This window comes from Streptomyces malaysiensis subsp. malaysiensis (assembly GCF_040653035.1).
Classification (GTDB): domain Bacteria; phylum Actinomycetota; class Actinomycetes; order Streptomycetales; family Streptomycetaceae; genus Streptomyces; species Streptomyces malaysiensis.
Map to the genome: position 1 here is coordinate 44,798 of NZ_JBEZNG010000013.1, position 24,724 is coordinate 69,521.

Genomic DNA, 24,724 nt, shown 5'->3' on the forward strand with positions numbered 1-24,724 from the left:
ATCGATTCGGGCGGCTCCGGCGTACGGGTGGGCGTGGCACGTACGGACGTACTCGGTGGCTCCGCGGGGAAGCCACCGAGCTGGTCCGCGCCACTGACGTGGTCCTCGTCCACACCCGCCGCGGTCGGCGACCGGGGCATCGACGCGGCGGGCCTGCTGGCGCGGGTCCTGCCCGCCGCCCGGGAGCTGCTGCACGAGGCCGGGGCACGGCGCCTCGGCGCGGTCTGCGTCGGTGCGGCGGGCATGGCCACCCTCGGCGACGATCTGCGCGCCAGGCTCCCGGACGCGCTCGCCGACGCCCTGGGCGTACGGCGGCTCGCCCTGGCGGCCGACGCGGTGACCGCCTACGCCGGGGCGCTGGGCCAGCGCCCCGGTGCGGTCGTCGCGGCCGGGACGGGCCTGATCGCCCTGGGCACGGTGCCCGAGGGCTCGGGCGGCGGGCCGGGCGGTACGGAGGGCGTGGGCGGCGCAGGCGACACATCCGGCATGGGCAGCGCGTCCGGCGCGGGCGACGCGTCCGGGACGGGCGGCACGAGCGGCGCATCCGTCACGAGCGCCCCGGGCAGCGCGTCCGGTGTGCCCGGGACGGGCGGCCCTGGTGGTGCGCACGGTCCAGACGGCGCGGACGCCCCGGCCGCGCGCCCGGACGCCCGCCGGGCCACCGGCGGCTGGCGGCGCGCCGACGGCTGGGGCCATCTGCTGGGTGACTGCGGCGGCGGTGCGTGGATCGGCCGCGCGGGCCTGGAGGCGGCCATGCGCGCGTACGACGGGCGCGACGGCGGTTCAAAGCCTCTGCTGGCCCGTCTGGAGGCCGTGTTCGGCCCCGCGGCCGGGCTGCCGGGGAAGCTGTATCCGCGCCCCGACCGGCCCGCCGTCCTGGCCTCCTTCGCCCCCGAGGTGGGGCGGTGCGCGAGCGAGGATCCGGTCGCGGAGGCGATCCTGCGGGCGGCCGCCCGCCATGTCGCCGAGGCCGCCGAAGCGGTCTGCCCCCGGCTGGAGTCCAGCGAGGTGGCGCTCACCGGTGGGCTGTTCCGGATGGGCGCGCCGCTGCTGACGCCCGTACGCGAGGAACTGGCGGCGCGGCTGCCCGGGGTCCGGGTCACGGAGGCGGCCGGGGATCCGCTGGACGGGGCGCTGTGCGTCGCGGCGGCGCTGGCCGCTGACGGGCTGCGGCTGCCACGGGACCCGGCGCTGCTTACCGTTGTCTGAGCGTCGCCCCGTGGGCCACGTGCGACGCCCCGTACGCCACCGTGCGACGCTCCTTACGCCGCCCCGTACGCACCCCGGCGCGGGCCACAACGCGGCCACGACGCGAGCAGGACACACCGGGCGCCCGAAATGGGCCGCACGGCACGGGTGTCCCGTACGGGCGCTCACCATGAGGCACCCCGTATGGGACACCATGCCCGGCAATTCCGGACACATGGTCGATTCTTCGAACACATATGGCCGCTGAACGCACATCAACACACAACACCAGTCGACAAAGTGGGACAGATGCCCCCAGTCACCCCCTCCCGAACAGCCGAGCCCATAGAGCGACTAACATGCGGCGCCATGAGCTCCCCCACAGGGCCCGCGTCCGGCCTGCCTGTACGAATGCCGCGTCCCCGCCAGCCCGGACGGCACCGCCGACCGGAGCCCGCCGCCGCACCGCTCGGCGCGCCTCCGCTGGTGCTGGCCGTCCCGGGTGCCCCGAGCGACGGCGCTCGGCGCCTGGCCGAGGAGCTTGCGAGCCTCGCCCGCTCCGAGATGCCAGGGCTCGACGCCCAGATCGGTTTCCTGGACGGGGACGGCGAGGAGTACCCGCCACTCGAGGCCGTGCTCACGCGCGCCGCCCAGGAGAACCCCGAACGTCTACGGCAGGCGGCCGAGGCCGCCAAGGCCCTCGCCGACGAGGCGGCGGAGGCGATCGCGGCGGCCGAGGCCGCGGGCGAGGTCGTGAACGAGGTCCCGCCCGTCCCCACGGCCCCCACGGACGGCCCCGCGGCCGTCGTGGTCCCGCTGCTCGCCGGCCCGGACAACGCGCAGCTGCGCCGGATACGCCAGGCCATCATGAGCAGCGGCTCGGCGGCCGAACTCACCGATGTCCTCGGCCCGCATCCGCTGCTCGCGGAGGCCCTGCACGTACGTCTGTCGGAGGCGGGCCTGGCCCGTGCCGACCGCGCCCGTCTCTTCACGGTCGCGACCGCCGCGGACGGCATCATCCTCGCCACGGTCGGCGGCGACGAGGCGGCGCAGGCCGGTGGCATCACCGGCATGCTGCTCTCCGCGCGCCTCGCGGTGCCGGTGATGGCCGCCGCGCTGGACGTGGACGGGGCCGTGGTCCGCGTCGCCGAGCAGCTGCGCTCGGCCGGCTCCGCCCGGCTCGCCCTCGCGCCGTACCTCATCGGCCCGGAGGTCTCCACCGAGCTGATCTCGGCGGCCGCCGAGGAGGCGGGCTGTTCGGCGGCCGAGGCGCTGGGCGAGTACCCGGCCGTGGGCAAGCTGGTGCTGGCGAAGTACGCGGCGGCGATGGGCATCACGCTGCAACAGGCGTCACCGGCGATGCGCTGACACGACGGACGACGGCGAAGCGGCGCAGCACGGACGGGACAGCGGGGGCGGCGACCTCGGCGGTCGCCGCCCCACTCGTATCCGCCGGCCCCTTCGTGGCGGTCGGCCCCGCTCGTATCCGCCGTCGGCGAACGTACGTCAGCCGAAGACCACGCAGGACGCCGCCGGGGCCGGGACCGAACCGCCGCGGTGCGGCACCCCGGTCGAGGGGTCGATGCCGAACCAGGTGATATCTCCCGAGCGCTCATTGGACGCGTAGAGCCTGCGGCCCGATGGATCCAGCGTCAGATCGCGGGGCCAGTGGCCGCCGCAGGGCGTGGTGGTCACCAGCTCCATACGGTCGCCGGACGCGTCGAGGGCGAGCGTGGTGATGCTGTCATGACCGCGGTTGGCGGCCCATACGAAGCGCCCGTCCCCGGAGACCACGACCTCGGCGGGGTAGGTCTCGGCGTCCGTGCCGTCGGGCAGCACACGGGTCTCGCCCAGCGGTTCGAGCACGCCGGACGCGGCGTCCCAGCGGCATGCCGTGATCGTCGGATCGAGCTCGTTGACGACATACGCGTGGTCGCCGCGCGGATGGAACGCCAGATGGCGCGGGCCGCTCCCCGGGCGCAGCCGGACCTCGCGGTGCGGACGCGGTCCGGGCAGCGCGTACACCTGGACCGCGTCGATCCCCAGGTCGACGGCGAGCAGCCAGCCGCCCGACGGATCGGGTGTCACGGCGTGGGCATGCGGCCCCCGCTGCCGCTCCGGATGCGGCCCGCTGCCCTCGTGCCGCAACACGGACGCGGGCTCCCCGAGCCGGCCGTCCGCCAGCACCGGCAGCGCGGTGACGCTGCCGGAGCCGTAGTTGGCGGTCAGCAGCTGCCCGCCGGCGAGCGCGAGATGGGTGGGCGCCGCGCCCCGCACCCGCACGGGCTCCCCGAGCAGCGAGGGCGGATCCTGGGTGACGTCCAGGGCGGCGACCGCGCCGTCGTCGGTCTCGCTCACCGCGTACAGAATGCGCCCGCCGGGGGCGAGCGTCAGATAGGACGGGTTGACGACCACGTCCGTGGAGTTCCGGATCCCCAGCGCGCCGGTCTCGTCGTCGACATCGGCGACGGTGATCCCGGCACCCCCCGCCGAGGTGAAGGACCCGATATACGCCCGCCGTCCGCTTCCTGTCGCGCCCACCGCACTCCCCTTCCGCCGACTCCGGTTCCGGTATCCGCTCGGGCCCGACGGTAACAGAGCGGTCTAGACCAACACGCCGTCCGGCGAAGGGCGTGGCGGCTTCTTGGCATGCTGTCCCCATGAACACCATGCCCGCCGTGATCTTCGACCTGGACGGCACGCTCGTGGACAGCGAGCCCCTCTACTACGAGGCGGGGAGGCGAACCCTCCAGCGGTACGGGATCACCGGCTTCAGCTGGGAGGAGCACTCCCAGTTCATCGGGATCGGCACCCGCGAGACCCTGGAGACCCTGCGCGGCAGATACCGCATCGAGGCACCCGTGGAGGAGCTGCTCGCCGTCAAGAACCGGCACTATCTGGAGCTCGCCGCCACGACCGAGGTCTTCCCCGCGATGCGCGACTTCGTGGAGCTGCTGAGGGCCGCCGGGCATCCGCTGGCCGTCGCCTCCGGCTCGTCCCGCTCCGCGATCGAGACCGCGCTCAAGGCCACCGGGCTGGACGCGCTGCTGCCCCTGTATGTGTCCGCGGAGGACGTGGGCCGCGGCAAGCCGGAGCCGGACGTGTTCCTGGCCGCCGCGCGGCTGCTGTCCGTCGATCCGGGCCGGTGTGTGGTGGTCGAGGACGCCGGTCCCGGGGTGGAGGCGGCGCGGCGGGCCGGGATGCGCTGTATCGCCGTTCCGTACGTGGCGGGTCCGTCTCCGGACGGCGAGCCGTTCGCCTCCGCCGGGCTGCTCTTCCGGGGCGGACAGCCGGAGTTCGACGCCCGGCGCGCCTATGAGTGGACCACGGCCGGTAGTTGACGCCCCCGGGCCCCGCAGCGCGACAGCCCGCGGCCGCCACCCCGGAACACGGTCCCCGGCCCTCCGGTGAGACGATGCGCATGCACATGCCCGGACATTCCCCGGCATGTCGCAGGAGAGACGGAGGGCGTATGGAAAGACGTGGGGGTAAGGCGATCCGCCGCTGGGGAACGGCGGTCATCGCCTCGGCGGCGGCCGTGGCGGTCGCCGCGCCGGCGACCGCGGCCCAGGCCGCCGGGGCCGCGAGCGGTCCGACGGGGGTCAGCGCCAAGGGCGCGTATCTGCTGGACAACAGCGCCAACAAGCAGCTGTGGGCCAAGGCGGCGGACACCAAGCGGCCGATGGCGAGCACCACGAAGCTCATGACGGCGGTCGTGGTCCTCGACAGCCGGGGGCTGGACCTCGGCAAGAAGGTCACCGTCAAGCAGTCGTACATCGACTACACCGCGCGTGTGGGCGGCAGCAAGGCGGATCTGAAGAAGGGGGACAAGCTCACGGTCAAGCAGCTGCTGTACGGCCTGCTGCTGCCGTCCGGCTGCGACGCGGCCATGGCGCTCGCCGATACGTTCGGCACCGGTGACACCACCGCCAAGCGCACCAAGTCGTTCATCGCGCAGATGAACAAGAAGGCGTCCGCGCTGGGGATGACCAAGAGCCATTACGACACCTTCGACGGCATCTCGCAGGGCGGACAGAACTACACCACGCCCCGCGACATGACCAAGCTGGCCAGGCACGCGCTGCGCAACTCCACCCTGGGCACCGTGGTCAAGTCCGTCGACACCATCCAGAAGGCGCCGGCCGCCAACGGCAGGACCAGGACGTACTACTGGAACAACACCAACCGGCTGCTGGGTTCGTACAGCGGCGCGATCGGCATCAAGACGGGCACGGGCACCGCGCCCGGCAGGTGCCTGGTGTTCGCGGCCAAGCGGGACGGGCGCACCGTCGTGGGCGTGATCCTCAACGCGCCCAAGCGCTACCCGGACGCGAAGAAGATGCTCGACTGGGCCTTCCGGGCGAACACCAAGGTCACCTGGCGTCAGCTCCCCAAGGGCACTCCTGAGGACTGACCCGCTCCGCGGACGGTGCCCCGGCCGGATCCCGATCCGGCCGGGGCACCGGGCCGTCGAGGCGGCTGTCAGCCGCACCTACGCGCGGTGTTGATGCACTTCACGGCCTTTCTCATCAGCGAGTTGGACATCACGTTGATGAAGTCGCCGTGGTCGGTCACCGGCTTGTGCAGCTGCTCGGGGAAGCTGTCGACCGCGAAGAGCGAGCCGGGTGCCACCTTGTAGGTGATCCGCTGGATCAGCTGCGGGATGGCCTTGAACCCGCTGGGGCACGCGCCCCTGGCGTCCGCGAAGGCCACATGGGTGCGGTGGTTCGCGCTGTCGGTGTTCTTGCCGTCCCAGCAGCTCTGGAACTTGAACGTACGGACCACCTTGCTGCCCTTGGGGCAGAGCGGGTACTTGTCCTTCAGCTGCCGGTTCTCGAACCCGGTGCAGCTCCAGGAGGCATTGGCGTTGGCCGTGCCGTTGGTGAAGGACTTGGCGTCACCGGTGATGATGCGCAGGAACTTGGGCATCTCCACGACCTTGGAGACCGCGCTGCCACGGAAGGTGATCGACGCGGTGGCCGGGCGCAGGATCCGCCCGATATTGCCCTCGGTACCGCCGCCGGGCTGGTCGGCGTCGACCTCCTTCGTCCCGTCCTGGAGCCGCAGGACCGGCCAGTAGTGGGTGGAGCGGTCGCCGTTGGTGCAGGTGGTCCCGGCGGCGGCGAGGCCGTCGTTGGTGGAGAAGGCGTCGGTGTCGCGGTTGCCGACGTAGTCGTGCATATGGTGGGCGCCGTTGCTCACACCGGGGGCGACGATCACGTTGTCCGAGTTGAAGTGCTTGTTCTCATTGCGTCCGCAGCGCGATGAGAAGGTGCCGCGGGAGGCGTTGGCCCGGGTGCGGGGGTTCTTGACGTTCGGCCTCACCTTGCGGATGTCCACGAAGTCCGCCCGCACCGGGCCGGACTGCGGCGGGGCGCCCGCGGCCGGAGCGGCGGGGGCGGCCGTTCCCGCGGCGGGGGTGGCGCCCGCCGGGGTGGCGGCGGGGGGCGCTCCCTGCACGGTGCAGGGGGCCAGCGTGTCCAGGCCGGACGGGCGGCTCGACACCCGGTCCATCTCGTTCCCGATGCGGTTGAGCGCGCCACGCCGCTGGGCGGTCAGCGGCTCGAGCACCCGGGTGCGCACCCAGTCCTGGTCGGCGCCGGCGCCGCGCGCGGCCAACCGCTGGTAGGCGTCGGCCACCTGGCTGTCCATCGTCGCCAGTTCCTTGTCCACGGTGGGCCGCGCCCGCTGCGGCACACTCGACAGCCGGGTCGCGGCATCCGGGCACTTGACGGTCATCGCCGCTCGCGCCGCCGTCTGCCGCTGCCCGGCCGACTGGCGGGCGGCGGAAGCGTCGTTGTCGGTCATCAGGAGAGCCCCGCCACCCACGGCCAGTGCGGTCACTCCGACCACGGTCAGCCCGATGACCCTGGATCGCTTGTGTCTCTTCTTGTTCCTCATCCTTCGCCCCTCATCGGCAGTCTCCATACGCCGGGGACGCCTTGCCCTCGGCCGCGTCGGACCGCGCCCCCACCATCCGTCCCGGAGTTGGAAGGCACAGCGCGACGCCGATGGATACGGACGGCGAGGCGATCGTTCTCAACGGCGGTCGCAACATCTCGTGAAAAGCCGGAGGAGTCGGTGCGGTGGCGTATCTCCGCAACGGCTTCACCACATATCCACCGGCCTCGGGGACGAAGCCGTTCAGCCATGGCTAAAGTGAGTGCCTCGCTTCACACCCCCCAATGTCCCTCTACGCGCCGCGGAGCCCCCCATGTCCAGCGCGACCTCGTCCACCGGGCGTCATCGCAAAGCCAAGCCCATGAGCCTCGCGCTGCGCCGCGCCTTCATCGTCGCGGCCGTCCCGGTCACCGGCGCGCTGCTGTCGGCTCCCTCCGCGCTCGCCGCCGACAAGACCGCCAAGACCACCGCGACGACCCAGTCCGTGGCCGCCGCCGACGGGCTCGACCCCGCCGAGCAGCGGATCGCGGACAACCTCAACACCCGTGCCCAGAGCCCGAGTCTGGGCGACACCTTCAGCGGTGTCGTGCTGGACTCCGCGTCCGACAAGGTCGTCTGGGGGCACAACGCCGACACCGCGCTGATGCCCGCGTCCAACGCCAAACTGGCCACCGCCACCGCGGCGCTGACCGTGCTCGGCCCCGAGCACCGGTTCACCACCAAGGTGGTCTACGGCGATGGCACGCTCACCCTCATAGGCGGCGGCGACCGCCTGCTGACCACCGCCGACCTCACCGAGCTCGCCAAGACCGCCGCCGCCGGGGTCAAGCTCGGCGGCCTGGACTCGGTCAAGGTCCGCGTCGACGACAGCCTCTTCGCCGAGCCGACCCTCGCCACCGGGTGGAACGACTCGTACTACGACGACCAGGTCTCACCGGTGCGCTCCCTGGTGGTGGACGGAAAGCTGTCCGCGGACACCTCCATCGACGCGGGGAAGGTCTTCGCCCAGCAACTCGCGGACCAGGGCGTCACCGTGGACGGCGAGGTCACCCGCGGCACGGCCCCGGCGACGGACGTCCCGGTGGGACACCATCTGTCCCCCACGCTGTCCGAGACGGTCAAGAAGATGCTCAAGAAGAGCGACAACGACATCGCCGAGACGGTGCTGCGCATGACCGCGCTCGGCGCCGGCAGGCCCGCCACCTTCGAGGACGGCACGGCCGTGGTGCGGGACGTCCTCAGCGGGCACTACGGGGTCTCGATGGACAACTTCCAGATCCACGACGGCAGCGGGCTGTCCCGCGCGGACCGCATCCCGGCGCAGACCGTCGCGGACATCCTCGACCTGGTCACCGACCCGCGCTACCGCGGCCTGCTGCGCTCCATCGACGAGGGTCTGCCCGTGGCGGGCGAGGCCGGCAGCACCCTGGGCCCCGAGTGGGGCCGTTTCGACACCGCGGACTCCCAGTGCGCCGTCGGCCAGGTCAAGGCCAAGACCGGCACGCTGACCGGCGCCATCGCCCTCAGCGGCCTGACCAAGGCGCAGGACGGCCGGTGGAAGGTCTTCTCCTTCATCGAGAACGAATCCTCCGCCGACCCGGCCGCGACCAAGGACACCCTCGACGGCCTGGCCGCCACGGTCAACGGCTGCTGGGCCTAGGGTCAGTCGTCTGTCGTCAGTCGTCAAAGGGGGCGCGCGCCCTGCTCCCGGCGCCTGGCACGGCCGCTCGCCGCGTTGTCGCGTCGCCCGAGTACGCCCAGTACGAGGGCGACGCTCCGCCTTGCGATCGACCGCCTGGCCCAACGGCGGTCGATCAGCCCAGGAAGCTCAGCCGGACCTGGCGCTCGGGGTTGTCGCGGTTGGTGTCGACCAGGCACACCGACTGCCAGGTGCCCAGCGCCAGCCTGCCGCCGATGACCGGGAGGGTGGCGTGCGGCGGCACAAGGGCGGGGAGGACGTGGTCACGGCCGTGGCCGGGGCTGCCGTGGCGGTGGCGCCAGCGGTCGTCCGGGGGCAGCAGATCGCGCAGCGTGGAGAGCAGATCGGTGTCGCTGCCCGCGCCCGTCTCCAGGATCGCGATCCCGGCCGTGGCATGCGGGACGAAGACGTTGAGCAGGCCGTCACCGCCGCCCGCTACCTCCCGTAGATACGCCTCGCAGTCGGCGGTGAGGTCGGCGACGGTCTCGGTGGAACCGGTGGTGACGCTGATGGTGTGGGTACGGAATGTGCTCATGGCTCCATCCTGATACGCCGCCCCGCAAAACTCCCGCAACAAAGGTCCGAGGGGCAAGACACCGTTGACCGGTTCCGGACGTCCTCGCTAGCTTCGTGAGCATGTATACGTCAGCCCTGCTCACCACGCGCGGTCATATCGACCTGCTGCGGGTGGCGTCCGCCGCGTGTCCCGGCCACCGCTGACCTTTCCCCTTCCTCCCCCGCTTCTTCTCCGCCTCGGCAACGCCCCGTTCCGGCCCGTTCCGCCGTACCGGCCCTGATGGTCGGGCCGTACCGGCGTACGCAGGGGCATCGAGGCGTACCCGCTTTGTGGAGCCCCCATGTCCCCGGTTCTCGAACCGGTCGTGCCGCTCTCCGCGCGCCGCCGCACCGTACCGCGCTGGCTGCGGCGCACGACCGGACCCCTACTGCTGCTGGTGCTCTGGCAGGTTTCCAGCGCCACCGGTGTGCTGCCCTCCGACACCCTGGCCTCCCCCGGAACCATCGCCCGTACCGCCTCCGACCTGGTCGAGGACGGCACCCTCCCGCACGCCATGCTGGTGTCGGTGCAGCGGGTGCTGATCGGGCTGGTGCTCGGCGGGGTCATCGGCGTCTCGCTCGCGCTGATCTCCGGGCTCTCCCGGCTCGGCGAGGACCTCGTCGACGCGAGTGTGCAGATGCTGCGCAGCATCCCCTGGGTCGGCATGATCCCGCTGTTCATCATCTGGATGGGCATCGGCGAGGCCCCGAAGATCGCGCTCATCGCGCTGGGCGTCACCTTCCATCTCTACCTCAATGTCTACGCGGGCATCCGTGGTGTGGACGCCCAGCTCATCGAGGCCGGGACCTCGCTCGGGCTCGGCCGCTGGGGGCTGATCCGCCATGTGGTGCTGCCGGGTGCGCTCCCCGGCGCGATGACCGGGCTGCGCTACTCCCTCGCCACCGCCTGGCTGGCGCTGGTGTTCGGCGAGACCATCAACGCCGATGACGGGATCGGCTTTCTGCTCAACCGCGCACGGGAGTTCTTCCAGACCGATGTGATCGTGGTCTGCCTGATCGTCTACGCCGCCCTCGGCCTGCTCGCCGATTTCATCGTCCGCACCCTGGAGAGGCTGCTGCTGCAGTGACTCCGCCCACGCGTAGCCGCGCGGGCTTCCTGGATCGCTGGCTAAGCAGCGTCGCAGAGGACCAGCCCGGCCCTGTCGAGCACGTTCGTTGCGCCGACGTGGTCCGCGTGCGCGGTGAAGCCGCACGCCGTGCATTCGAACTTGGCTTGGGTGACGCGGTTCTCCTTCGCGATGTGCCCGCAGCCTCCGAGGCTGGGCGGGCACGTACGGGAGGTGTTGCGCGCGTCCACCGCGACCACGAGGCGACCGGCACTCTCAGCCTTGTTCGCCAGGATCGTCAGGAACTGCGCCCAACCCGCGTCGAGGATGCTGCGGTTCAAGCCCACCTTGGCCGCGGCGCCATTGGGCAGGAAGGTGCCGGGCGCGTCGGGGTCGGGCCTGGGTTTGGGGGCGCGGGTCATGCCCGCCGTGTTCAGCTTCTCGTGGGCGATCACGTCGTGGTCCCGCACGAGGGTGAGCGCAGTCTTGTGCGCGTGGTCCAGGCGCCGGCGCCGGATCCTCGCGTACAGCTTCGCCACGCGGCGGGCGGCGGCCCTGTGCGCCTTGGTGCGCCGCCGGGTGCGCTTGGGGAACGTCGCGAGGTGCCGCTGCGCTTCGGCGAGTTCGTCGGCGGCCTGGTCGAGGAAGCGGGGGCCTGCGACGTGTGCGCCGTCGGAGGTGGTCAAAAAGTGCGTGATACCCATGTCGATCCCGACGACCGCACCCGTGGCGGGCAGGGGTTCGGCTGGTACGTCGTCGCAGGAGAGGACGGCGTACCAGCGGTTCCCCTCCCGCTTCACCGAGATCGTCTTGACCCGGCCGCGTACGGGCCGGTGCTGGTGGACGCGGACGTGACCGATGCCCTGGAGGCGTACGCGGGTCTGTGGGTCGTGGGGGGTGGAGTCCCAGCCGCACCCGTCGCCGTCCTTGGGGAAGGTCACCGTGTCGAAGTGGCCGACGCCCTTGAACCTGGGGTATCCCGGCGTCTGACCGGCCTTGACGCGGCGGAAGAACGCTTGGAATGCCTTGTCCAGGCGGCGCAGGGTGGCCTGCTGGGAGGAGAACGACCAGCGGCCTTGACGCTCAGGGTCGAACGCCCGGATCTCCTTGAGCTGGGCCGACTGGTCGCCATACTTGATGCTCGTCCTGGAGACGTGCCGGTAGGCGTCGCGGCGTTCCTGCAAGGCTCCGTTGTACAGCGAGCAGTGATCCCGCAGCATCTCGCCCAACGCGACCGTCTGACGGACCGTAGGGCGCAGCAGAAACTTATACGCACGCAACAAAACGCAGCCCGCCCCCTCACTCGTTTCCCCAGGTCAAAGCAGATATCGTCACTCTACCGGCCGTCACTGACAACGCACTGGACTCCGACGCTTCGCGGCCCCGGCCCAAAGATTCGATTCCCCCACGGAAGAACGTTTGATGGTCGACGTTCGCCTCCAGCCCGCCGACGCCCTGGCCGCCTTCACCCGCGGCAAGGTGGACGCCTGGGCCGTCTGGGACCCGTACACCTCCCAGGCGCTGCGCCAGTCGGACGCGCGGGTGCTCACCACGGGTCAGGGCGTGGTCAACGGCCTCAACTTCCAGGTCGCCAACCCCTCCTCCCTCGACGACAAGAAGAAGGCGAAGGTCATCGAGGACTATCTCGGGCGGCTGCGCCGGGCCCAGGACTGGGTCTACAAGCACCCCGAGGCATGGGCCAAGGTGTGGGGCAAGGAGACCGGGCTGCCGTACCAGGTGGCGCTGGACTCCGTGAAGCGCACCAACGGCACCCGGGTGTACGTCGCGGTCGACAAGCCCGCCGTCGCCTCGGAGCAGGAGATCGCGGACACCTTCGCGAAGCTGAAGCTCACCCCGCGCCGCTTCCGGTTCGCCGACTATGTGGACACCCGCTTCAACGGCGATCTGCCCCCGTCCACCTCCGCACCGCGCAGCTACGGAAAGGACTCCTGAGGGACCCCTTTTCGGGAGCGCCCCATCGGGTAAGCGCGTGGAAACAATCAGGCCGCGCGAACACACCCGATGAAACGAGGTGAGCATCATGCACACCGCCACGGCCCGGCGGACGGCCGCCTCGCCGTCCGCGCTGCGGGCCACCTTGGACTGCCGCCCCGAAGCGGCCTCGTACGCACGCCAACTCACCAGCACCTTCCTGGAGAGCCTGCGCCCGGAGCCCGATCGGAGCGCCGCCGAGGCGGTGATGCTGATCGTCTCGGAGCTGGTCACCAATGCCGTACGGCACTCGGGCGGCCGGTACTGCTCGCTGCGCGTGTCGGCCGACCCCGAGGCCATCGCCATCGCCGTCGGCGATGCCAGTCGCGTACCGCCGCACCGGCGCACTCCGGATGTCCGGGGAGAGGGCGGCGGATTCGGCTGGCCGATGATCTGCGGTATGGCCATGGCCACGGCCGTCACCGAGGAGCCGGGCGGCGGCAAGACCGTGAACGCGATCGTCGCCCGGCGGGGGCGGGCCACGGGGCGGGCCACCGCCCCCGCGCCGTGTTGATCCGTCGCCGGCCCAGCGTTACGGCGTCGGGCCCCGCCCCGTAGCCGTCCGCGCGTCGTCGACGGCCACGGCGATTCCGTCGAGGACGCGTTCGAGGCCGAAGACGAAGTCGTGGTCGGTGGCCGGGTCGTCGTACGCGCCGTCCGGCGCCGCCTCGAACAGGCCGGCGGAGAGGAGCAGCGCCATCTGCGGGAAGCGGTCCGGGGTGATGAGCCGCGCCAGGGTCCGGCCGTACGCCCGCTCGGTCTCCTCCTGGCTCAGGCCCGTTCCGCTTCTGCCCTGCGCGTGTTCCTGGGCGAGCAGGGAGGCGTGGCGCACATAGCCGCTGAGCAGGCTCAGGCTCCCGACCTTCGCGGCCCAGTCGAGCTCCGTGCCGCTCAGCGCGCTCAGGCCCGCCTCCATCCAGGCGATCTCATGAGGTCCCATCGGCGGCCCCGCGATGGGGAGGCGGGGGAGCCAGGGGCGCTGGTGGTTGACCAGGCGCTGGGCGACGGCCCACCGCCGTAGCCCCGCACGCCACCGGTCCGGGGCGGTCTCGACATCGGGCGGAGAGCCGAGCGCCAGGTCCCGCATGAGGACGAGGAGCTCGTCCTTGGATCCGACGTGGCGGTAGAGGGACATCGGGGAGACGCCCAGCTCTTTCGCGATCTTCGGCAGCGTCGCGCCCGGCAGCCCGTCGCGATCCGCCAGCTCCACCCCCGTACGCACCACGCGCTCGGTGTCGAGCGCGGCGGGCCGGCCGAGGCCCGAGGCCGGGACCGGCAGCCGCCACAGGCGGGCCAGCTCGGCGGGCGCCTCCTCCTGGTCGGCCGACATGGCGCTCCTCCTTCTCGTACCTCGGTTTCTCACCAGGTACATCATGGCGCACGGCTACTTAGTATCCCTCATATAGATTATTGCTTATACTAAGCTGAGCGCCGAGGGCTCGCTCACGCCCCTTTGCCCGAAGGGCCCTCAATACGACAGGACGGAGAGAGATCCCGGTGACCGCCATACCGACGCAGTCCCATGCCCCGGGCCCCGCGCGGGGCCCAGTCCGCCGGACCGAACGGGCCCTGGCCCCCGATCTGGCCCGGGGCACCATGCTGCTGTTCATCGCGCTCGCGAACGCCGCGGTGTTCGCCTTCGGCAACCAGCCGGGCGCCGAGGCGTCCCCGCACGGCTGGGAACGCCCGTTCAACCTCGTCATGTTCGTCTTCGTCCACGCCCGCGCCTATCCGATGTTCGCCGTGATGTTCGGCTACGGGCTGGTGCAGCTCGCCCGCAGACAGGACGCGGCGGGCTCCGGCCCCGGCGCGGCGCGCTCGGTGCTGCTGAAGCGCAACGCATGGCTCGTCGCCTTCGGCCTCGTCCACGCCGCGCTGCTCAACTTCGGTGATTTCCTGGGGGCTTACGGCATCGTGGGCATCCTCTTCACCCTGCTGCTCCTGCGCCGCGGCGAGCGGGTGCAGCGCGTGGTGCTGTGGCTGTGGGGCGGTATGACGGTGTACGTCGCCGTCGTGGCGGCCATGGCCGGCTACCGCGCCGCGAACAGCGGGTCGGGGTCCGCCGGTGTGCCGACGGGCGATGTGGATTCGCTCTCGGCACCCGACTACGCCGCGTCCGTGGCCGACCGGCTCGGCGAGTGGCCGATCCACACGCTGACCGTCCTGCCGTTCATCGTGATCGTCTGGCTGGGCGCGTGGGCCGCGCGCCGGGGCGTGCTGGAGGACCCGGCCCGCCACCGGCGGCTGCTGATCCGCACCGCGGTGATCGGGCTCGGCATCGCCTTCGCGGGCGGGGCGCCGATCGGCCTCGTCAGCGCGGGCTTCGTCCATGTCGACGGCGCCACCGCGGACGCGTTCCTGACGCTGTACGAGGTGAGCGGCCAGTACGGCGGCCCGGGATATGTGGCGCTCTTCGGGCTCCTCGCCCTGCGCCTGTCCAAGGGCCGCTCCGGCTCGCGGCCGAAACTCCCCGTGGCGGCGCTGGCGGCCCTGGGCCAGCGGTCGCTGAGCGGCTATCTGTGCCAGTCCCTGGCGTGGGTGCTGCTGCTCTCCCCGTTCGCCCTCGCACTGGGCGAGCGGACCGGCAGTCCGACGCTCACCGCGTGTCTGAGCGCCATCCTGGTCTGGCTCGCCACGGTGGCCGGGGCGTACGCCCTCCAGCGCCGTTCGCTTCCGGGGCCCGCCGAGAAGCTGCTGCGGAGGCTTACGTACGGACCCCGGTAGCCGGCCCGGGGCTACGGCGGCAACGGCGAAGGCCGGTCGTCTCGGTGACGACCGGCCCGACGTTCAACCGCTTGCATTCAACCGCCTGCGTTCAACCGCCCACGTTCGACCGTCGGCGTTCAGCCGCCGATGTTCACATCGATGCAGGCGTAGAAGGCGTTGGAGGTGTCCGCGATGTTCCAGATGGCGAGCACCTTCTGCTTGCCCTTCAGGTCACCGAAGTCGACCTGGTGGGTGACGGTCTCACCCGGCTGCGCTCCCCCGTCGTCGATCTCGGCGACCTTCTGGCCGCCGACGAAGTACTGCCAGGTGTTGGTCGAGTGACGCGCGGTCAGCTTCCAGGTGAAGTCGGCCTTGGACGGGACGGGCGTGACCGCCCAGCCCTTGCTGTCGTCGTCGAGCTCGGCGAACCGCGAGTTACCAGCGCTGCAACTCGTCAGCCCCTTGGGGCCTTCGACGCTCTGCGGCTCGTACTTGATGTCGCCGCAGGGCACGGTCCCGGCCGCACACTGGGCCTGGCGGCTCGGCGGGGTGGAGATGTAGCCGTGTGCGCTCGCCTCGGCCGTGGGAAGGCTCAGTGCGATCAGGGGAGCTATCCCCGCGCCGATGACCACGGACAGCTTGCGTTTCATGTTCATGCCAACTCCTTCGCGGCGAGGGCCCCACGCCAGGCGCGAAGCCCTTGCCGAAGGTGGGGATGTGGGGGGATGTGGGGGGTGGCTGTGTCGGAACGTTTCATGGCCGCTCAGGCGGCCGCGAATCCGCGCCGCACTAGGTCTAGACCATACCGGCTGTCCGTTCACGGTCAAGACATGGGACGGAAGTGGTCTGGTCCACTGTCATCCCCATCGATGTCACCGTCCTAACCACCTCACCGACTCCCAACTCCCCAACAGGCCCCGGGCCTTGGCGCCCGGGGGCGGAACGGGAAGACGGTCGGGACGATGAGGGTGGTCGGGACGAGAGGGGCTCAGGACGACAGAGCCGTCAGGACGAGAGGGCCGTCAGGAGGAGAGAGCCGTCAGGACGAGAGAGCCGTCAGCCGTCGCCGGTCGTGGGGAGAGGAGCGGCGGTCCAGCCGCTCCTCCAGACGATCCCGGGCCGCGTCGCGGTGGCCCGCGGACACCAGCGCGAACAGCAGGGTCTCCTCGACGATCTCGCGCTGCGCGGCGCTGCCGCCCACACCGGGGAGCCGTGGCAGCAGGCGCTCCAATCCGCGGGCCGCCTCGGCCCAGCGCTCTTCGAGGATGTCCTCGAAGGCCGTGCACAGCGGGGCGATGACGCTCCGCTGCACCTCATCGGCGCGCAGGGCGTGGACCCGCAGCCGCCGCAGCCCCGCCAGGTCGCCCGCGGCGGTGAGGGCGATGGCCGCGTGCAGCGCGACGAACGCGGTGGCCGGGCGCTCCAGGACGGCCGCGGGCGCCGAGTCCAGTACGTCGCCGATCGGGAACGGGCCCTGCCACGCACCCGCCAGCCGGGCCCGCCACAGCAGGGAGCCGGAGTCGACCAGGGCGCGGACCCCGTGGACCTTCCCCGGGGACAGCTGCTCCGCCCACCGGCGGCGGACCGCCGCCGTATCCTCCAGGGCGAGTTCGTGCAGCGCGGCGTGCCAGGAGAAGTGGGCGCGGTGGGTGCCGCCCCGGCCCTGGTGGGCCAGCCATCGTTCGAGCCGCTCACGGCCCGCCTCGTGGTCGCCGCGCTCGTAGTGCACGTGGGCCAGGGCGTGCATCGCGTGGCCGGAGGCGGGTTCGGCGGCCAGGGCCCGCTCGGCCAGGGTTCCGGCCTCGTCGTAACGCCCCTGCTCCTGGCGCATGAAGGCCAGCAGGGAGGTGTGGAACCAGCCCCCTCCATGGGCCTGGGCGGTCCGCTCGACCACGCGGAGCGCGGTGGTGCCGTCCAGATCGCGCAGCCCGGAGAAGGCGATGGTGGGCACCGCGACGGCGAGCGCCAGCGCATCGCCCGGGTACTCCTCCAGATGGCGCAGGAGGGCGGCGTCGCCGTCCGCGGGCGAGCGCAGAACACGGCGGGAGACGACGTCCACGAAGGAGCGCTCGTAGTCATCGGCCCGCTCGCGCACCGCGCGCCGGGCGTCGGCCAGGGCGCGCGAGACATCCACATCGGCGCCGCACTCATGGCCGATGAGCGCGAGCGCGGCGTGGCCGAGGGCGAATCCGGGGTCGAGCGCCACGGAGCGGCGGAGCGCCCGCGGGGCCCCGGCCCGGACCTTCAGCAGCCGGTCCACACCGAGGCGGTAGGCGGTGGCGGCGGCCGCGTGGGTGCTGAGGGGGAAGCCCGAGGTGTCCATGGGCCGGCGCGCCCGGCGCGGGGCGCGGCCGCCGTCTGCGGGGAGGGCGGGGGCCGTCCACGGGTCGAGGACGGCCTCGGCGATGGCGGCGGCCTGTTCGCGGATCTCCGGGATGGCGGTGGTCTCCCACAACTCGCCACGGCGGGGCGCACCGAGGGTCCACAGGGGGCGGGTGGCGCCGCCGTCGGCGCCGCGCAGCCGCCCGTGGTCGGTGGCCACGCCCATGCTCAGCGGGCCGGGCACCGCGGCGCCCTGGTCGAGCAGACTCCGCCACAGCGGGTCGGCCGTCCCGGGCAGCCGCAGGCCCGGCCCCGTACAGTCCACCACCCAGCCCACGGGCAGGGTGCGCGGGCCGTCGGCGGTGGCGAGGGAGACCGTCAGGGAGCCGTCGGGCCGGGCCGAGGCGGAGGCGAGCCGCCCCTGGTACGTGCGCATCCGCCGGGTGCGGCGCATACGGCCCACCGACTCGGCGGTGGCCGGGGGCATGCGGTGGCGGTGGGTGTTCCACAGGGAGCCGTCCCGCGCCATGAACTCGGCCCGCTCCGCGGTGGACATCGACGCCCAGATCTCGGCCGTGACCGGGCGCAGCCCGTCCACCGCGGGCCGCCAGTCGCCGTGGGTGCGCATCACCCGGCCGATGTGCTGCCGTACCTCGGCGCGCAGCGCGGCCAGGGACAGACCGGGCAGTGGTGTCGTGCACTCGGCGGCGGGCAGCGGGTCCACCGCATGCGGCTGCGGCAGCCTTCCGCCACGGGAGACGGTGTGCACCGTGCGGCCGGGGCGGTCGAGTGTCATGGCGATGTCCACCGAGGTCAGCCCCGTGCCGACGAGGAGTACATCCTCCTTGTGGCGCTGTCCGAGCGCGGCGTCCAGGGCGCCCGGCGCCCAGGGGTCGGCGATGAAGCGGTCGCTGCCGCGCAGGTCCGCCGGTGCCCATTCGGCGGTGGCGCGGGACGGCCCGGTCGCGAGCACCACGTGGTGCGCTTCGACGGTGCCGCCGTCGGCGAGCTCCAGCCGGGCGGACGGGTCCGCTCCGGGCCGGGTGGTCCAGTGGCAGCCGGTGGCCCGGGTGCGCAGCCGGCGGACGCCGACGACGCCCTGCGCCGCCATGATCGCCCGGCCGAGGGTGTCGGCGAGATAGGCGCCGTAGCGGTAGCGCTCCGCGAAGTCGCCGCCGCGCACGCCCGGTTCACCGTGGTGGCACAGCCACCGCACGAAGTGTCCCGGATCGTCGGGGTAGCAGCTCATCCTGCCCGCCGGCACATTGAGGCGGTGGCGCGGGTCGAGGGTGGAGTAGGCGGTGCCGCGGCCGGCCTCGGGGGCCGGGTCGATCAGAAGGAGGTCGAACGGGATACGGCGGCGTGCCGCGGTCTCGCAGAGCTGGATCGCCACCAGCGCCCCGGCGGCACCCGCCCCCACGATGGCGACGGTCTTCCTGCACGGCCCTGACGTCGTACACGGCTCTGGCGATGCCATGTGATACCTCCTGCTTCCCCTGAACCGGTGGGCGAGCAAGACCGATGCCCCGCTCACGCAGCGGTACCGTAGCTATCTAAGTTCACCAATTCAATGAACTTTGTGAACTCATGGGAGAAGGAAAAGCGGGCCTGGACCCAAGCCGGTTGTTTGGTGCCCCGGCCCATGAAACGGACGTGCGTGATAACTTGCGCGGGTGCGGATCACAGCCAAGTCGGACTATGCCGTCCGGGCGATGGCCGAACTGGCGGCCGCGGAGGGCTCACCCCTGACCGCCGAGCAGGTGGCGACCCGGCAGGACATTCCACTGCGTTTCCTCTTCGGCATCCTGCGGGAGCTGCGTCTGGCCCATCTGGTGCGCAGTGTGCGGGGCCCGGAAGGCGGATATCTGCTGGCGCGCCCGGCGAAGGAGATCACCCTCGCCGACGCGATCCGCGCCATGGACGGCCCGCTGGCCAATGTGCGGGACGTGGGCCTCAGCGGGCTGGAGTACCCGGGCGCGGCGGCGGTGCTGCCGGATGTGTGGCGCGCGGTGCGGGCGAGTCTGCGGCAGGTGCTGGAGAAGACCACCTTCGCGGATCTGGCCGCCGGTGAGCTGCCCCCGCTGGTGCGGGCGCGGGCGCGCGAATACCTCGACGACGTCCGCCACTACGACACCTGACCTGATGACATCGGCGTGTCGTGACACCGCCGCCCCTGGCGGAACACGCCGACGACTCCCCAATCCCCCGTTCCCGGGCCCGAGTTCAGCCTTCGTGGTGCCGCCGATCGTCCGGGGCGCCATCGTGGCCGACCGCGCCTCGGCACAGCCCCCGCACACCTTCGGGGCCGCCACCGAACCGCGGCCGACGTCCGCCGATCTGATTGACTTGCGGCTGTGGACCTCTTCTCACACTCATGGACGGCATTGCGCACCGCGGTCGCCGAGCTCGCGGACGAGGACTTCGCCCGGCCGTCGGGCTGCACCGGCTGGCTCGTCCGGGACCTGGTGTGCCACCTGGTCATCGACGCCCAGGACGTCCTGATCACCCTCGTGACACCCACCGACGCCGAACCGACGCGCGACGCGGTGACCTACTGGGAGGTGGCCGACGCGCCGCCGGCCGGCGACGATCCGCTCGACGCGCTGATCGTCCGGCTGGCCGCCGCGTACGAGGAGCCGTGGCTGCTGAAGTTCCACCTCGACGACGTCGGCTCCGCCGCCGGGCGCGCGGCCGGTCTCGCCGACCCGGCCCTCCGGGTCGGCACCCGCGATGTGGTGCTCACCGCGGGCGACTACCTCTCCGCGTACGTCCTGGAGTGGACCCTGCACCACCTCGATCTGATCGCCCACCTCCCGGGCGCGGCGGAGCCTCCCGCCGAGAGCCTCGCCGGATCCCGCCGGATGCTGGAGGAGATCGCCGGGGCGGCGTTCCCCGCGTCGTGGTCCGACAAGGACGCGCTGCTGGTCGGCACCGGGCGGCGGGCCCCGGCCGACGTGGAGAGGGCCGAACTGGGCGATCTGGCCGCGAAGCTCCCGTTCGTCATCGGCTGAGCGGATCAGCGGAAGTCGGCTGCGGTCCGGTGGCGCCCCGAAGGGGCGCGGGGCCGTGTCGAGGTGCGGCTCCGCCGCGTGGGCGCGACCAGCCACGACGGCGCCGCAGACGATCGACGGCAGGTCGGGGCACTTCCAGCTGAGCGCTTAGCCTCCCGCCGGATCGGCACCACCCCTGGGCCGCCGGGGCTGTTCGGCCCGCCGTTCGCCGCGCCGGTGCGGGCCCGGCTCTCGGCGTCACCCCGGGCCCCGGGCCGCCGGGTTGCCCTGGTGGGTGAAGGCGGCCCAGAGGTGCACGCGGTCGAGGTCGGTACGGGCGGCTTCGCCGCGGAGGTGGCCGCGGAGGGTGGGCGGGGGCTCGCGCCGCGGGTCGAGCATCCAGAGCTGGGCCGCGCGCAGGGCGTCCGCCGGGGCGAGGCCATGTGTGCTGACGAAGTCGTGGAAGACGGCCATCATCAGGGCCGTCGAGGCGTCGAGGACCGCCCAGCGCGAGCCGATGACATCGGCCGCGCCACGGGCGACCAGGGCGGTGGACAGGGTCAGGGCCTCGTCGTGGTCGCGGGTGCTGAGGTCCGTCTCGCAGGCGCTGAGCACCACCAGCGGGCCCGCGCCGCCCGGTTGTCCGGCGGCGGCGCCCACGGCGCCGACCGCGCCGACCGCGCCGACCGCGCCATCCAGGATATGGGCCACGCTGAGCCGCCCCGCGTCCTCGGGCCCCGCGGGCGGGGCGGCGAGCCAGAGGGCGGAGCGCGTGGGGTCCGGACCGGCCAGGGCGTGGCAGGAGATGTGCAGGACGGCGACCGGGGAGCCGCCGCCGGGCAGCACGGCGAGGATGTCCTCCGGTGTGCCCGGCGCGTCGCTGACATCGGCCGTGGGGAACTCGCCGTAGCGGAGGCCGTCGGGGTAGCAGGCCGCGCGCACCGCCTCCGCCTCGATCTCCGCCCAGACCAGGCTGAGTTCGGGGTCGGCGACCAGGACCTGCCCGGCGGTGGTGGGCAGCCGGTCCCGGGCGGCGGCCCGCAGGAACTCGGCGCCGGACGGGGCGTAGCTGAACACCGCGTCCTCGCATGCGTAACGGTACTCGCGCCCGTCGGTCCCGTACGGGGTGCGGGCCGCGTGCCAGGCGACCGCGCCGAGTGGCCCGCACGGCACCAGCACGATCCGCGACGGCCGGTGGAGCGGGCCCACGGCCGCCAGGACGGGGCCCATCGCGGCGGGCCAGGCCCAGTCGCACAGCTCGCGCAGCGCCGCTTCCCACTCCCCGTCCCGCACCGCCTGCCGCCCCGCCTCGTCGGTGGCGTCGGCGTCCGTCCGGGAACGCCGGGCGGTGGCGTCGAGGTAGCGCTCGAGTGGCGGGCTGCCGGGGGTCAGCAGCGGCAGCTTCAGGACGGCGGGCGGTGCGTCGCCGGTGCCGGGGCGCAGGATCAGGGCGAAGCCCGGCATACCGGGGCTCTGCCCGGGGACGAGGTGGACGAGCGCATCGGCACCGGCGGCGGCGAGCCCGGCCCGCAGCGCCGGCAGGTCCGGGGGGCCGAGCAGTTTCCGGGCGTCCGCGCCGCTGCCCGCGCCCAGCGCTTCGAGTGCCCTGCGGCGCAGACTGCCCGGGATCTGCGGGCCGGTGGCCCGGCCCAGGTCGGACTCGGTACCGGGCCGGAGCGGGTTCGCGGCGACCTCGGCGCGCCACTGCCGGGCCAGGTCCGGATGGCCCCGGGCTTCGAGGATCTCGGGAATGCCACGGGACGCGGCGCCGGACCGCAACACCAGGGCCCGGCCCAGCTCCAGCGCGTGCACGGCGTCGGCCGGACGGCCGGACACGGTGCTCCAGTAGGCCAGCCACAGCGCCTGTGCCGAACCGAAGCGGGCCACGGCCAGGCCGTGTTCGGAGCCGGGTTGGAGGAGGACGTCCGAGGAGATCCTGGTCAGCGCCTCGCCTCTGGCGGCGAGTCCCGCCGCCCGGTCCTCGCCGGCGCTCGGCCCGCCGCGCCGGCGGCGCAGCCAGTGGGCCTCGGACAGCTGGGTCAGGGCGTCCGCGGTGTGCGGCAGGCCGTCCCCTCCGACGATCAGCTCGCGGGCCCGGGACAGCTCGGTGATGCTCAGGTCGAGCAGGTCCGGGTCGTCGAGGTGGCGGGCCGTGTGCAGCAGGGCCCGGCCGAGCTGGTAGCGCAGCCGGAGTTCCTCATGGGGGGTGGGCTGCGGTCCTTCGAGGGTCCGGTGGACCTCCGCGACGGCCCGGTCGGCCGCGTCCCGGCTGGGTTCGATCATGGTCAGCTGGAGCAGCGCGGAGACGCGCACCGCCGGGAAGTACGGTGCGAGCATGGGCGCGAGCTCCCGTACGTCGGTCGCCACCACCTCCCTCAGATACCGGGCCGCGGCGCGGAATCCGGCCGGATCCTGGTCATGGGCGGCCTGCTCCCGATGGACCTCGGCCAAGGTGGCGGCGAGGGCGAAGCGGTTCTCCTGGTCGGGCGGCAGGGTGTCGTACAGACCGGTCAGCTCCTCGATCAGACGGGGCAGCCCGGTGAGGTCCCCGCTGCGGCGGGCCAGGGCCAGCTCGTGCTGGGCGACGAACACCACCGCGGTGAGCCTGCTCGTGGACGGCACCGCGCCCTCGTCGTCGTGGGCGGCGCGCAGTTCCCTGGCCACGGTCAGGGCGGCGTCGGCGGCGTCGAGGCCGCCCCCGAGCGTCACCGCCTCGTGGAGGCGCCCGGCCATGCCGAAGGACAGGGCGCGACGGGCGAGCGTGGCCTCCTCGCCGCCCTCGGACAGGGCATCGGCCATCGCCCGGATCCGGCCGGCGCTCGTCTCCAGATGCGTCAGATCGCCGGTCTGGGACACCCGTACGGCATCGACCAGGGTGCCGAGCTGCTGCTCGAAACCGAGACGCCCCGGGCCGCCGGGGCGGTCCTCGGGGTCCGGCCCCGGCTCCGACATGGCCTCGTCCAGCTCGTCGAAGTCCATCGTGCCGGGCACCAGGAGGTTGGCCCACACCAGCAGGACGGCGTGCAGCCTGGCGATGCGGGGCCGTTCGGGTGTGTGGGCCGGCAGCTCCCCCAGCGTCCGCCGGGCGACCTCCGCGCCGCGGCGGACACGCTCGGCCAGGACCTGACGGTCACCCTGGCCCGACCTGAGCCCGGTCAGCAGCTCGCGCAGCGGTGCGAACACCGGCCGGTCCAGGCCCAGGGCCGCCACCTCCCCCTCGGCCTCCTCGGGGGAGATGGTGAGCCGGTCCGCGGTCCTGTACAGCCACACCATGAGCTCCGTGAACCGCGCCACGTCCTCGGCGGCCCAGCCCAGCACGCCGCGGACGGCGTCGGCCAGCGGGTCCTCGGCACGCTCCCCGGTCGCCACCTCGGCGGTCGCCACCTCGGCGGGCCGCTCCGCGGCGGCCGGGGAACTGGCCGGGGAACTCCCTGCGGACGGGGCGGAGAAGCCGGAGGAGCGGGACGGCGTCAGCCCGATCTCCGGCCCGAGGAATCCGAGGATCCCGCGCAGGTCCGCTTCCTCGGGACCGACGACGAGGCGCTCCAGAACCTCCCTGGCCTCCGCCAGATCGGCCGGCGTGGACGAGGTCGGCGTGGACGCGGCCGCAGTGGATGAGGCCGGCGGCCGCGGGCCGGTGGCCCGGAGCGGCGGCTTTTGGCGGCGGGCCCGGCTCCACGCGTGCGTGGCCCGTGCGCAGTGCTCCGGGACGAGCAGTTGGAGCAGCGCGCTCCGGGCCTTCACCGCGAACGGGTCGGTGAGCGGCCTGGTGCGGTCGGCCCAGCGCAGATGGCGCAGTGCGCGCTCCCGTTCGAGCCGGGCGTCCTCGGGCGTATCGGCCGCCCCACGCGTGCCCAGCCGGACGCACATCATCACGCCCAGCAGCGGGACGAACTCGTCCCGGAGCGGATCGTCCACGGGCAACAGCCGCTCGATGGCGGCGAGATGCTCGATCGTCTGGGCCAGCGCGGCGGGCCGCGCCGGGTCGTCCGCCGCCCGGCGTAATACGCCACCGGCCTGGCGGGCGGCGGTGGCCGCCCACACCCGCAGCGCCCGCGCGCCGTCCTCACCGCCGTTCCGGCGCGGTTCCTCGTCCACTTCGTGCTCCCCCGTGTCCGGACACATGCCCTGCTGACCAGCGTGCCACGGGGCGGCGGCGGGCAGCCCCACCCGGACGGCACGGTGTGCGGCTCGACGCGGACCGCCGGTGGCCGCCCGGCGCGCCTCCCCGGCCACCGGGGTCGCGAAGACCCGGGCTCATCGGGGGAACGGCTGCCCGCGGCGACCGGTACTCCGTATGCTCG

Annotated in this window: 19 protein-coding genes and 1 pseudogene; 12 read left to right on the top strand and 8 right to left on the bottom strand. The window is 72.9% G+C overall.

Going from position 1 to position 24,724, the window contains the following annotated elements:
• Positions 1 to 138: 138 nt before the first annotated feature.
• Both AB0E24_RS24905 and AB0E24_RS24910 read left to right on the top strand, forming a co-directional pair.
• Positions 139 to 1,209: a BadF/BadG/BcrA/BcrD ATPase family protein gene (locus AB0E24_RS24905; RefSeq protein WP_435865319.1), complete on the top strand. Its 1,071-nt coding sequence runs from the start codon at positions 139 to 141 to the stop codon at positions 1,207 to 1,209.
• A gap of 348 nt (positions 1,210 to 1,557) precedes the next feature.
• Positions 1,558 to 2,556 (top strand): sirohydrochlorin chelatase, encoded by a 999-nt coding sequence (locus tag AB0E24_RS24910; RefSeq protein ID WP_079152886.1) that lies wholly within the window; start codon positions 1,558 to 1,560, stop codon positions 2,554 to 2,556.
• Between the two features lie 138 nt (positions 2,557 to 2,694).
• Here AB0E24_RS24910 and AB0E24_RS24915 read toward each other — a convergent pair whose 3' ends face one another.
• Complete coding sequence (locus AB0E24_RS24915) at positions 2,695 to 3,729, bottom strand: lactonase family protein (protein WP_359380040.1); 1,035 nt, start codon at positions 3,727 to 3,729, stop codon at positions 2,695 to 2,697.
• Between the two features lie 119 nt (positions 3,730 to 3,848).
• Between AB0E24_RS24915 and AB0E24_RS24920 the strand changes: the two genes are divergently transcribed.
• Together AB0E24_RS24920 and AB0E24_RS24925 are read left to right on the top strand one after the other, a co-directional pair.
• Positions 3,849 to 4,529: an HAD family hydrolase gene (locus tag AB0E24_RS24920; protein WP_069862061.1), complete on the top strand. Its 681-nt coding sequence runs from the start codon at positions 3,849 to 3,851 to the stop codon at positions 4,527 to 4,529.
• A gap of 131 nt (positions 4,530 to 4,660) precedes the next feature.
• Positions 4,661 to 5,602, top strand: a complete 942-nt coding sequence (locus AB0E24_RS24925) for a D-alanyl-D-alanine carboxypeptidase family protein (protein ID WP_079256653.1) — start codon at positions 4,661 to 4,663, stop codon at positions 5,600 to 5,602.
• Positions 5,603 to 5,670: 68 nt separating this feature from the next.
• Here AB0E24_RS24925 and AB0E24_RS24930 read toward each other — a convergent pair whose 3' ends face one another.
• Positions 5,671 to 7,089, bottom strand: coding sequence for a DUF1996 domain-containing protein (locus tag AB0E24_RS24930; RefSeq protein WP_359380045.1), 1,419 nt, complete (start codon positions 7,087 to 7,089; stop codon positions 5,671 to 5,673).
• A 313-nt stretch (positions 7,090 to 7,402) separates the two neighbouring features.
• Between AB0E24_RS24930 and dacB the strand changes: the two genes are divergently transcribed.
• Positions 7,403 to 8,749, top strand: a complete 1,347-nt coding sequence (dacB, locus tag AB0E24_RS24935) for a D-alanyl-D-alanine carboxypeptidase/D-alanyl-D-alanine endopeptidase (protein WP_079256655.1) — start codon at positions 7,403 to 7,405, stop codon at positions 8,747 to 8,749.
• 154 nt (positions 8,750 to 8,903) lie between these two features.
• On the opposite strand, the gene AB0E24_RS24940 is transcribed toward dacB, so the two are convergent.
• Complete coding sequence (locus tag AB0E24_RS24940) at positions 8,904 to 9,323, bottom strand: YjbQ family protein (protein ID WP_069862053.1); 420 nt, start codon at positions 9,321 to 9,323, stop codon at positions 8,904 to 8,906.
• A gap of 101 nt (positions 9,324 to 9,424) precedes the next feature.
• On the opposite strand from AB0E24_RS24940, the gene AB0E24_RS24945 reads away from it, so the two are divergent.
• Together AB0E24_RS24945 and AB0E24_RS24950 are read left to right on the top strand one after the other, a co-directional pair.
• Positions 9,425 to 9,508 (top strand): putative leader peptide, encoded by an 84-nt coding sequence (locus tag AB0E24_RS24945; protein WP_313905944.1) that lies wholly within the window; start codon positions 9,425 to 9,427, stop codon positions 9,506 to 9,508.
• Positions 9,509 to 9,645: 137 nt separating this feature from the next.
• The gene (locus tag AB0E24_RS24950; RefSeq protein ID WP_174882151.1) at positions 9,646 to 10,431 is read left to right on the top strand and encodes an ABC transporter permease; all 786 of its coding nucleotides are present in this window, start codon (positions 9,646 to 9,648) and stop codon (positions 10,429 to 10,431) included.
• A 41-nt stretch (positions 10,432 to 10,472) separates the two neighbouring features.
• Here the strand turns inward: AB0E24_RS24950 and AB0E24_RS24955 are convergent, their stop codons facing one another.
• Positions 10,473 to 11,693, bottom strand: coding sequence for an RNA-guided endonuclease InsQ/TnpB family protein (locus AB0E24_RS24955; RefSeq protein ID WP_359380051.1), 1,221 nt, complete (start codon positions 11,691 to 11,693; stop codon positions 10,473 to 10,475).
• A 154-nt stretch (positions 11,694 to 11,847) separates the two neighbouring features.
• On the opposite strand from AB0E24_RS24955, the pseudogene AB0E24_RS24960 reads away from it, so the two are divergent.
• A pseudogene (locus AB0E24_RS24960) lies at positions 11,848 to 12,363 on the top strand (type 2 periplasmic-binding domain-containing protein); the annotation flags it as partial.
• 88 nt (positions 12,364 to 12,451) lie between these two features.
• Complete coding sequence (locus AB0E24_RS24965) at positions 12,452 to 12,916, top strand: ATP-binding protein (protein ID WP_069862204.1); 465 nt, start codon at positions 12,452 to 12,454, stop codon at positions 12,914 to 12,916.
• 18 nt (positions 12,917 to 12,934) lie between these two features.
• Here the strand turns inward: AB0E24_RS24965 and AB0E24_RS24970 are convergent, their stop codons facing one another.
• Positions 12,935 to 13,732, bottom strand: coding sequence for a TetR/AcrR family transcriptional regulator (locus tag AB0E24_RS24970; RefSeq protein WP_099012819.1), 798 nt, complete (start codon positions 13,730 to 13,732; stop codon positions 12,935 to 12,937).
• Positions 13,733 to 13,899: 167 nt separating this feature from the next.
• Here AB0E24_RS24970 and AB0E24_RS24975 point away from each other — a divergent pair, with 167 nt between their 5' ends.
• Positions 13,900 to 15,126: a DUF418 domain-containing protein gene (locus tag AB0E24_RS24975; RefSeq protein WP_069862043.1), complete on the top strand. Its 1,227-nt coding sequence runs from the start codon at positions 13,900 to 13,902 to the stop codon at positions 15,124 to 15,126.
• A gap of 119 nt (positions 15,127 to 15,245) precedes the next feature.
• Here the strand turns inward: AB0E24_RS24975 and AB0E24_RS24980 are convergent, their stop codons facing one another.
• Together AB0E24_RS24980 and AB0E24_RS24985 are read right to left on the bottom strand one after the other, a co-directional pair.
• Positions 15,246 to 15,764, bottom strand: coding sequence for a lytic polysaccharide monooxygenase auxiliary activity family 9 protein (locus AB0E24_RS24980; protein ID WP_069862041.1), 519 nt, complete (start codon positions 15,762 to 15,764; stop codon positions 15,246 to 15,248).
• Between the two features lie 383 nt (positions 15,765 to 16,147).
• Positions 16,148 to 18,907 (bottom strand): FAD/NAD(P)-binding protein, encoded by a 2,760-nt coding sequence (locus AB0E24_RS24985; protein ID WP_359380057.1) that lies wholly within the window; start codon positions 18,905 to 18,907, stop codon positions 16,148 to 16,150.
• 196 nt (positions 18,908 to 19,103) lie between these two features.
• Between AB0E24_RS24985 and AB0E24_RS24990 the strand changes: the two genes are divergently transcribed.
• Both AB0E24_RS24990 and AB0E24_RS24995 read left to right on the top strand, forming a co-directional pair.
• On the top strand, positions 19,104 to 19,568 hold the full coding sequence (locus AB0E24_RS24990) for an RrF2 family transcriptional regulator (RefSeq protein ID WP_069862037.1): 465 nt from the start codon (positions 19,104 to 19,106) through the stop codon (positions 19,566 to 19,568).
• A gap of 216 nt (positions 19,569 to 19,784) precedes the next feature.
• Positions 19,785 to 20,441: a maleylpyruvate isomerase N-terminal domain-containing protein gene (locus AB0E24_RS24995; RefSeq protein ID WP_359380061.1), complete on the top strand. Its 657-nt coding sequence runs from the start codon at positions 19,785 to 19,787 to the stop codon at positions 20,439 to 20,441.
• Between the two features lie 237 nt (positions 20,442 to 20,678).
• Here AB0E24_RS24995 and AB0E24_RS25000 read toward each other — a convergent pair whose 3' ends face one another.
• Positions 20,679 to 24,518, bottom strand: coding sequence for a CHAT domain-containing protein (locus AB0E24_RS25000; protein WP_359380063.1), 3,840 nt, complete (start codon positions 24,516 to 24,518; stop codon positions 20,679 to 20,681).
• Positions 24,519 to 24,724: the final 206 nt, after the last annotated feature.

Excerpts from the sequence above, each read along its gene's own strand:
- AB0E24_RS24910 (WP_079152886.1), top strand. The coding sequence starts at position 1,558 with ATGAGCTCCCCCACAGGGCCCGCGTCCGGCCTGCCTGTACGAATGCCG.
- AB0E24_RS24920 (WP_069862061.1), top strand. The coding sequence starts at position 3,849 with ATGAACACCATGCCCGCCGTGATCTTCGACCTGGACGGCACGCTCGTG.
- AB0E24_RS24925 (WP_079256653.1), top strand. The coding sequence starts at position 4,661 with ATGGAAAGACGTGGGGGTAAGGCGATCCGCCGCTGGGGAACGGCGGTC.
- AB0E24_RS24930 (WP_359380045.1), bottom strand. The coding sequence starts at position 7,089 with ATGAGGAACAAGAAGAGACACAAGCGATCCAGGGTCATCGGGCTGACC.
- dacB (WP_079256655.1), top strand. The coding sequence starts at position 7,403 with ATGTCCAGCGCGACCTCGTCCACCGGGCGTCATCGCAAAGCCAAGCCC.
- AB0E24_RS24940 (WP_069862053.1), bottom strand. The coding sequence starts at position 9,323 with ATGAGCACATTCCGTACCCACACCATCAGCGTCACCACCGGTTCCACC.
- AB0E24_RS24945 (WP_313905944.1), top strand. The coding sequence starts at position 9,425 with ATGTATACGTCAGCCCTGCTCACCACGCGCGGTCATATCGACCTGCTG.
- AB0E24_RS24950 (WP_174882151.1), top strand. The coding sequence starts at position 9,646 with ATGTCCCCGGTTCTCGAACCGGTCGTGCCGCTCTCCGCGCGCCGCCGC.
- AB0E24_RS24965 (WP_069862204.1), top strand. The coding sequence starts at position 12,452 with ATGCACACCGCCACGGCCCGGCGGACGGCCGCCTCGCCGTCCGCGCTG.
- AB0E24_RS24970 (WP_099012819.1), bottom strand. The coding sequence starts at position 13,732 with ATGTCGGCCGACCAGGAGGAGGCGCCCGCCGAGCTGGCCCGCCTGTGG.
- AB0E24_RS24980 (WP_069862041.1), bottom strand. The coding sequence starts at position 15,764 with ATGAACATGAAACGCAAGCTGTCCGTGGTCATCGGCGCGGGGATAGCT.
- AB0E24_RS24985 (WP_359380057.1), bottom strand. The coding sequence starts at position 18,907 with ATGGCATCGCCAGAGCCGTGTACGACGTCAGGGCCGTGCAGGAAGACC.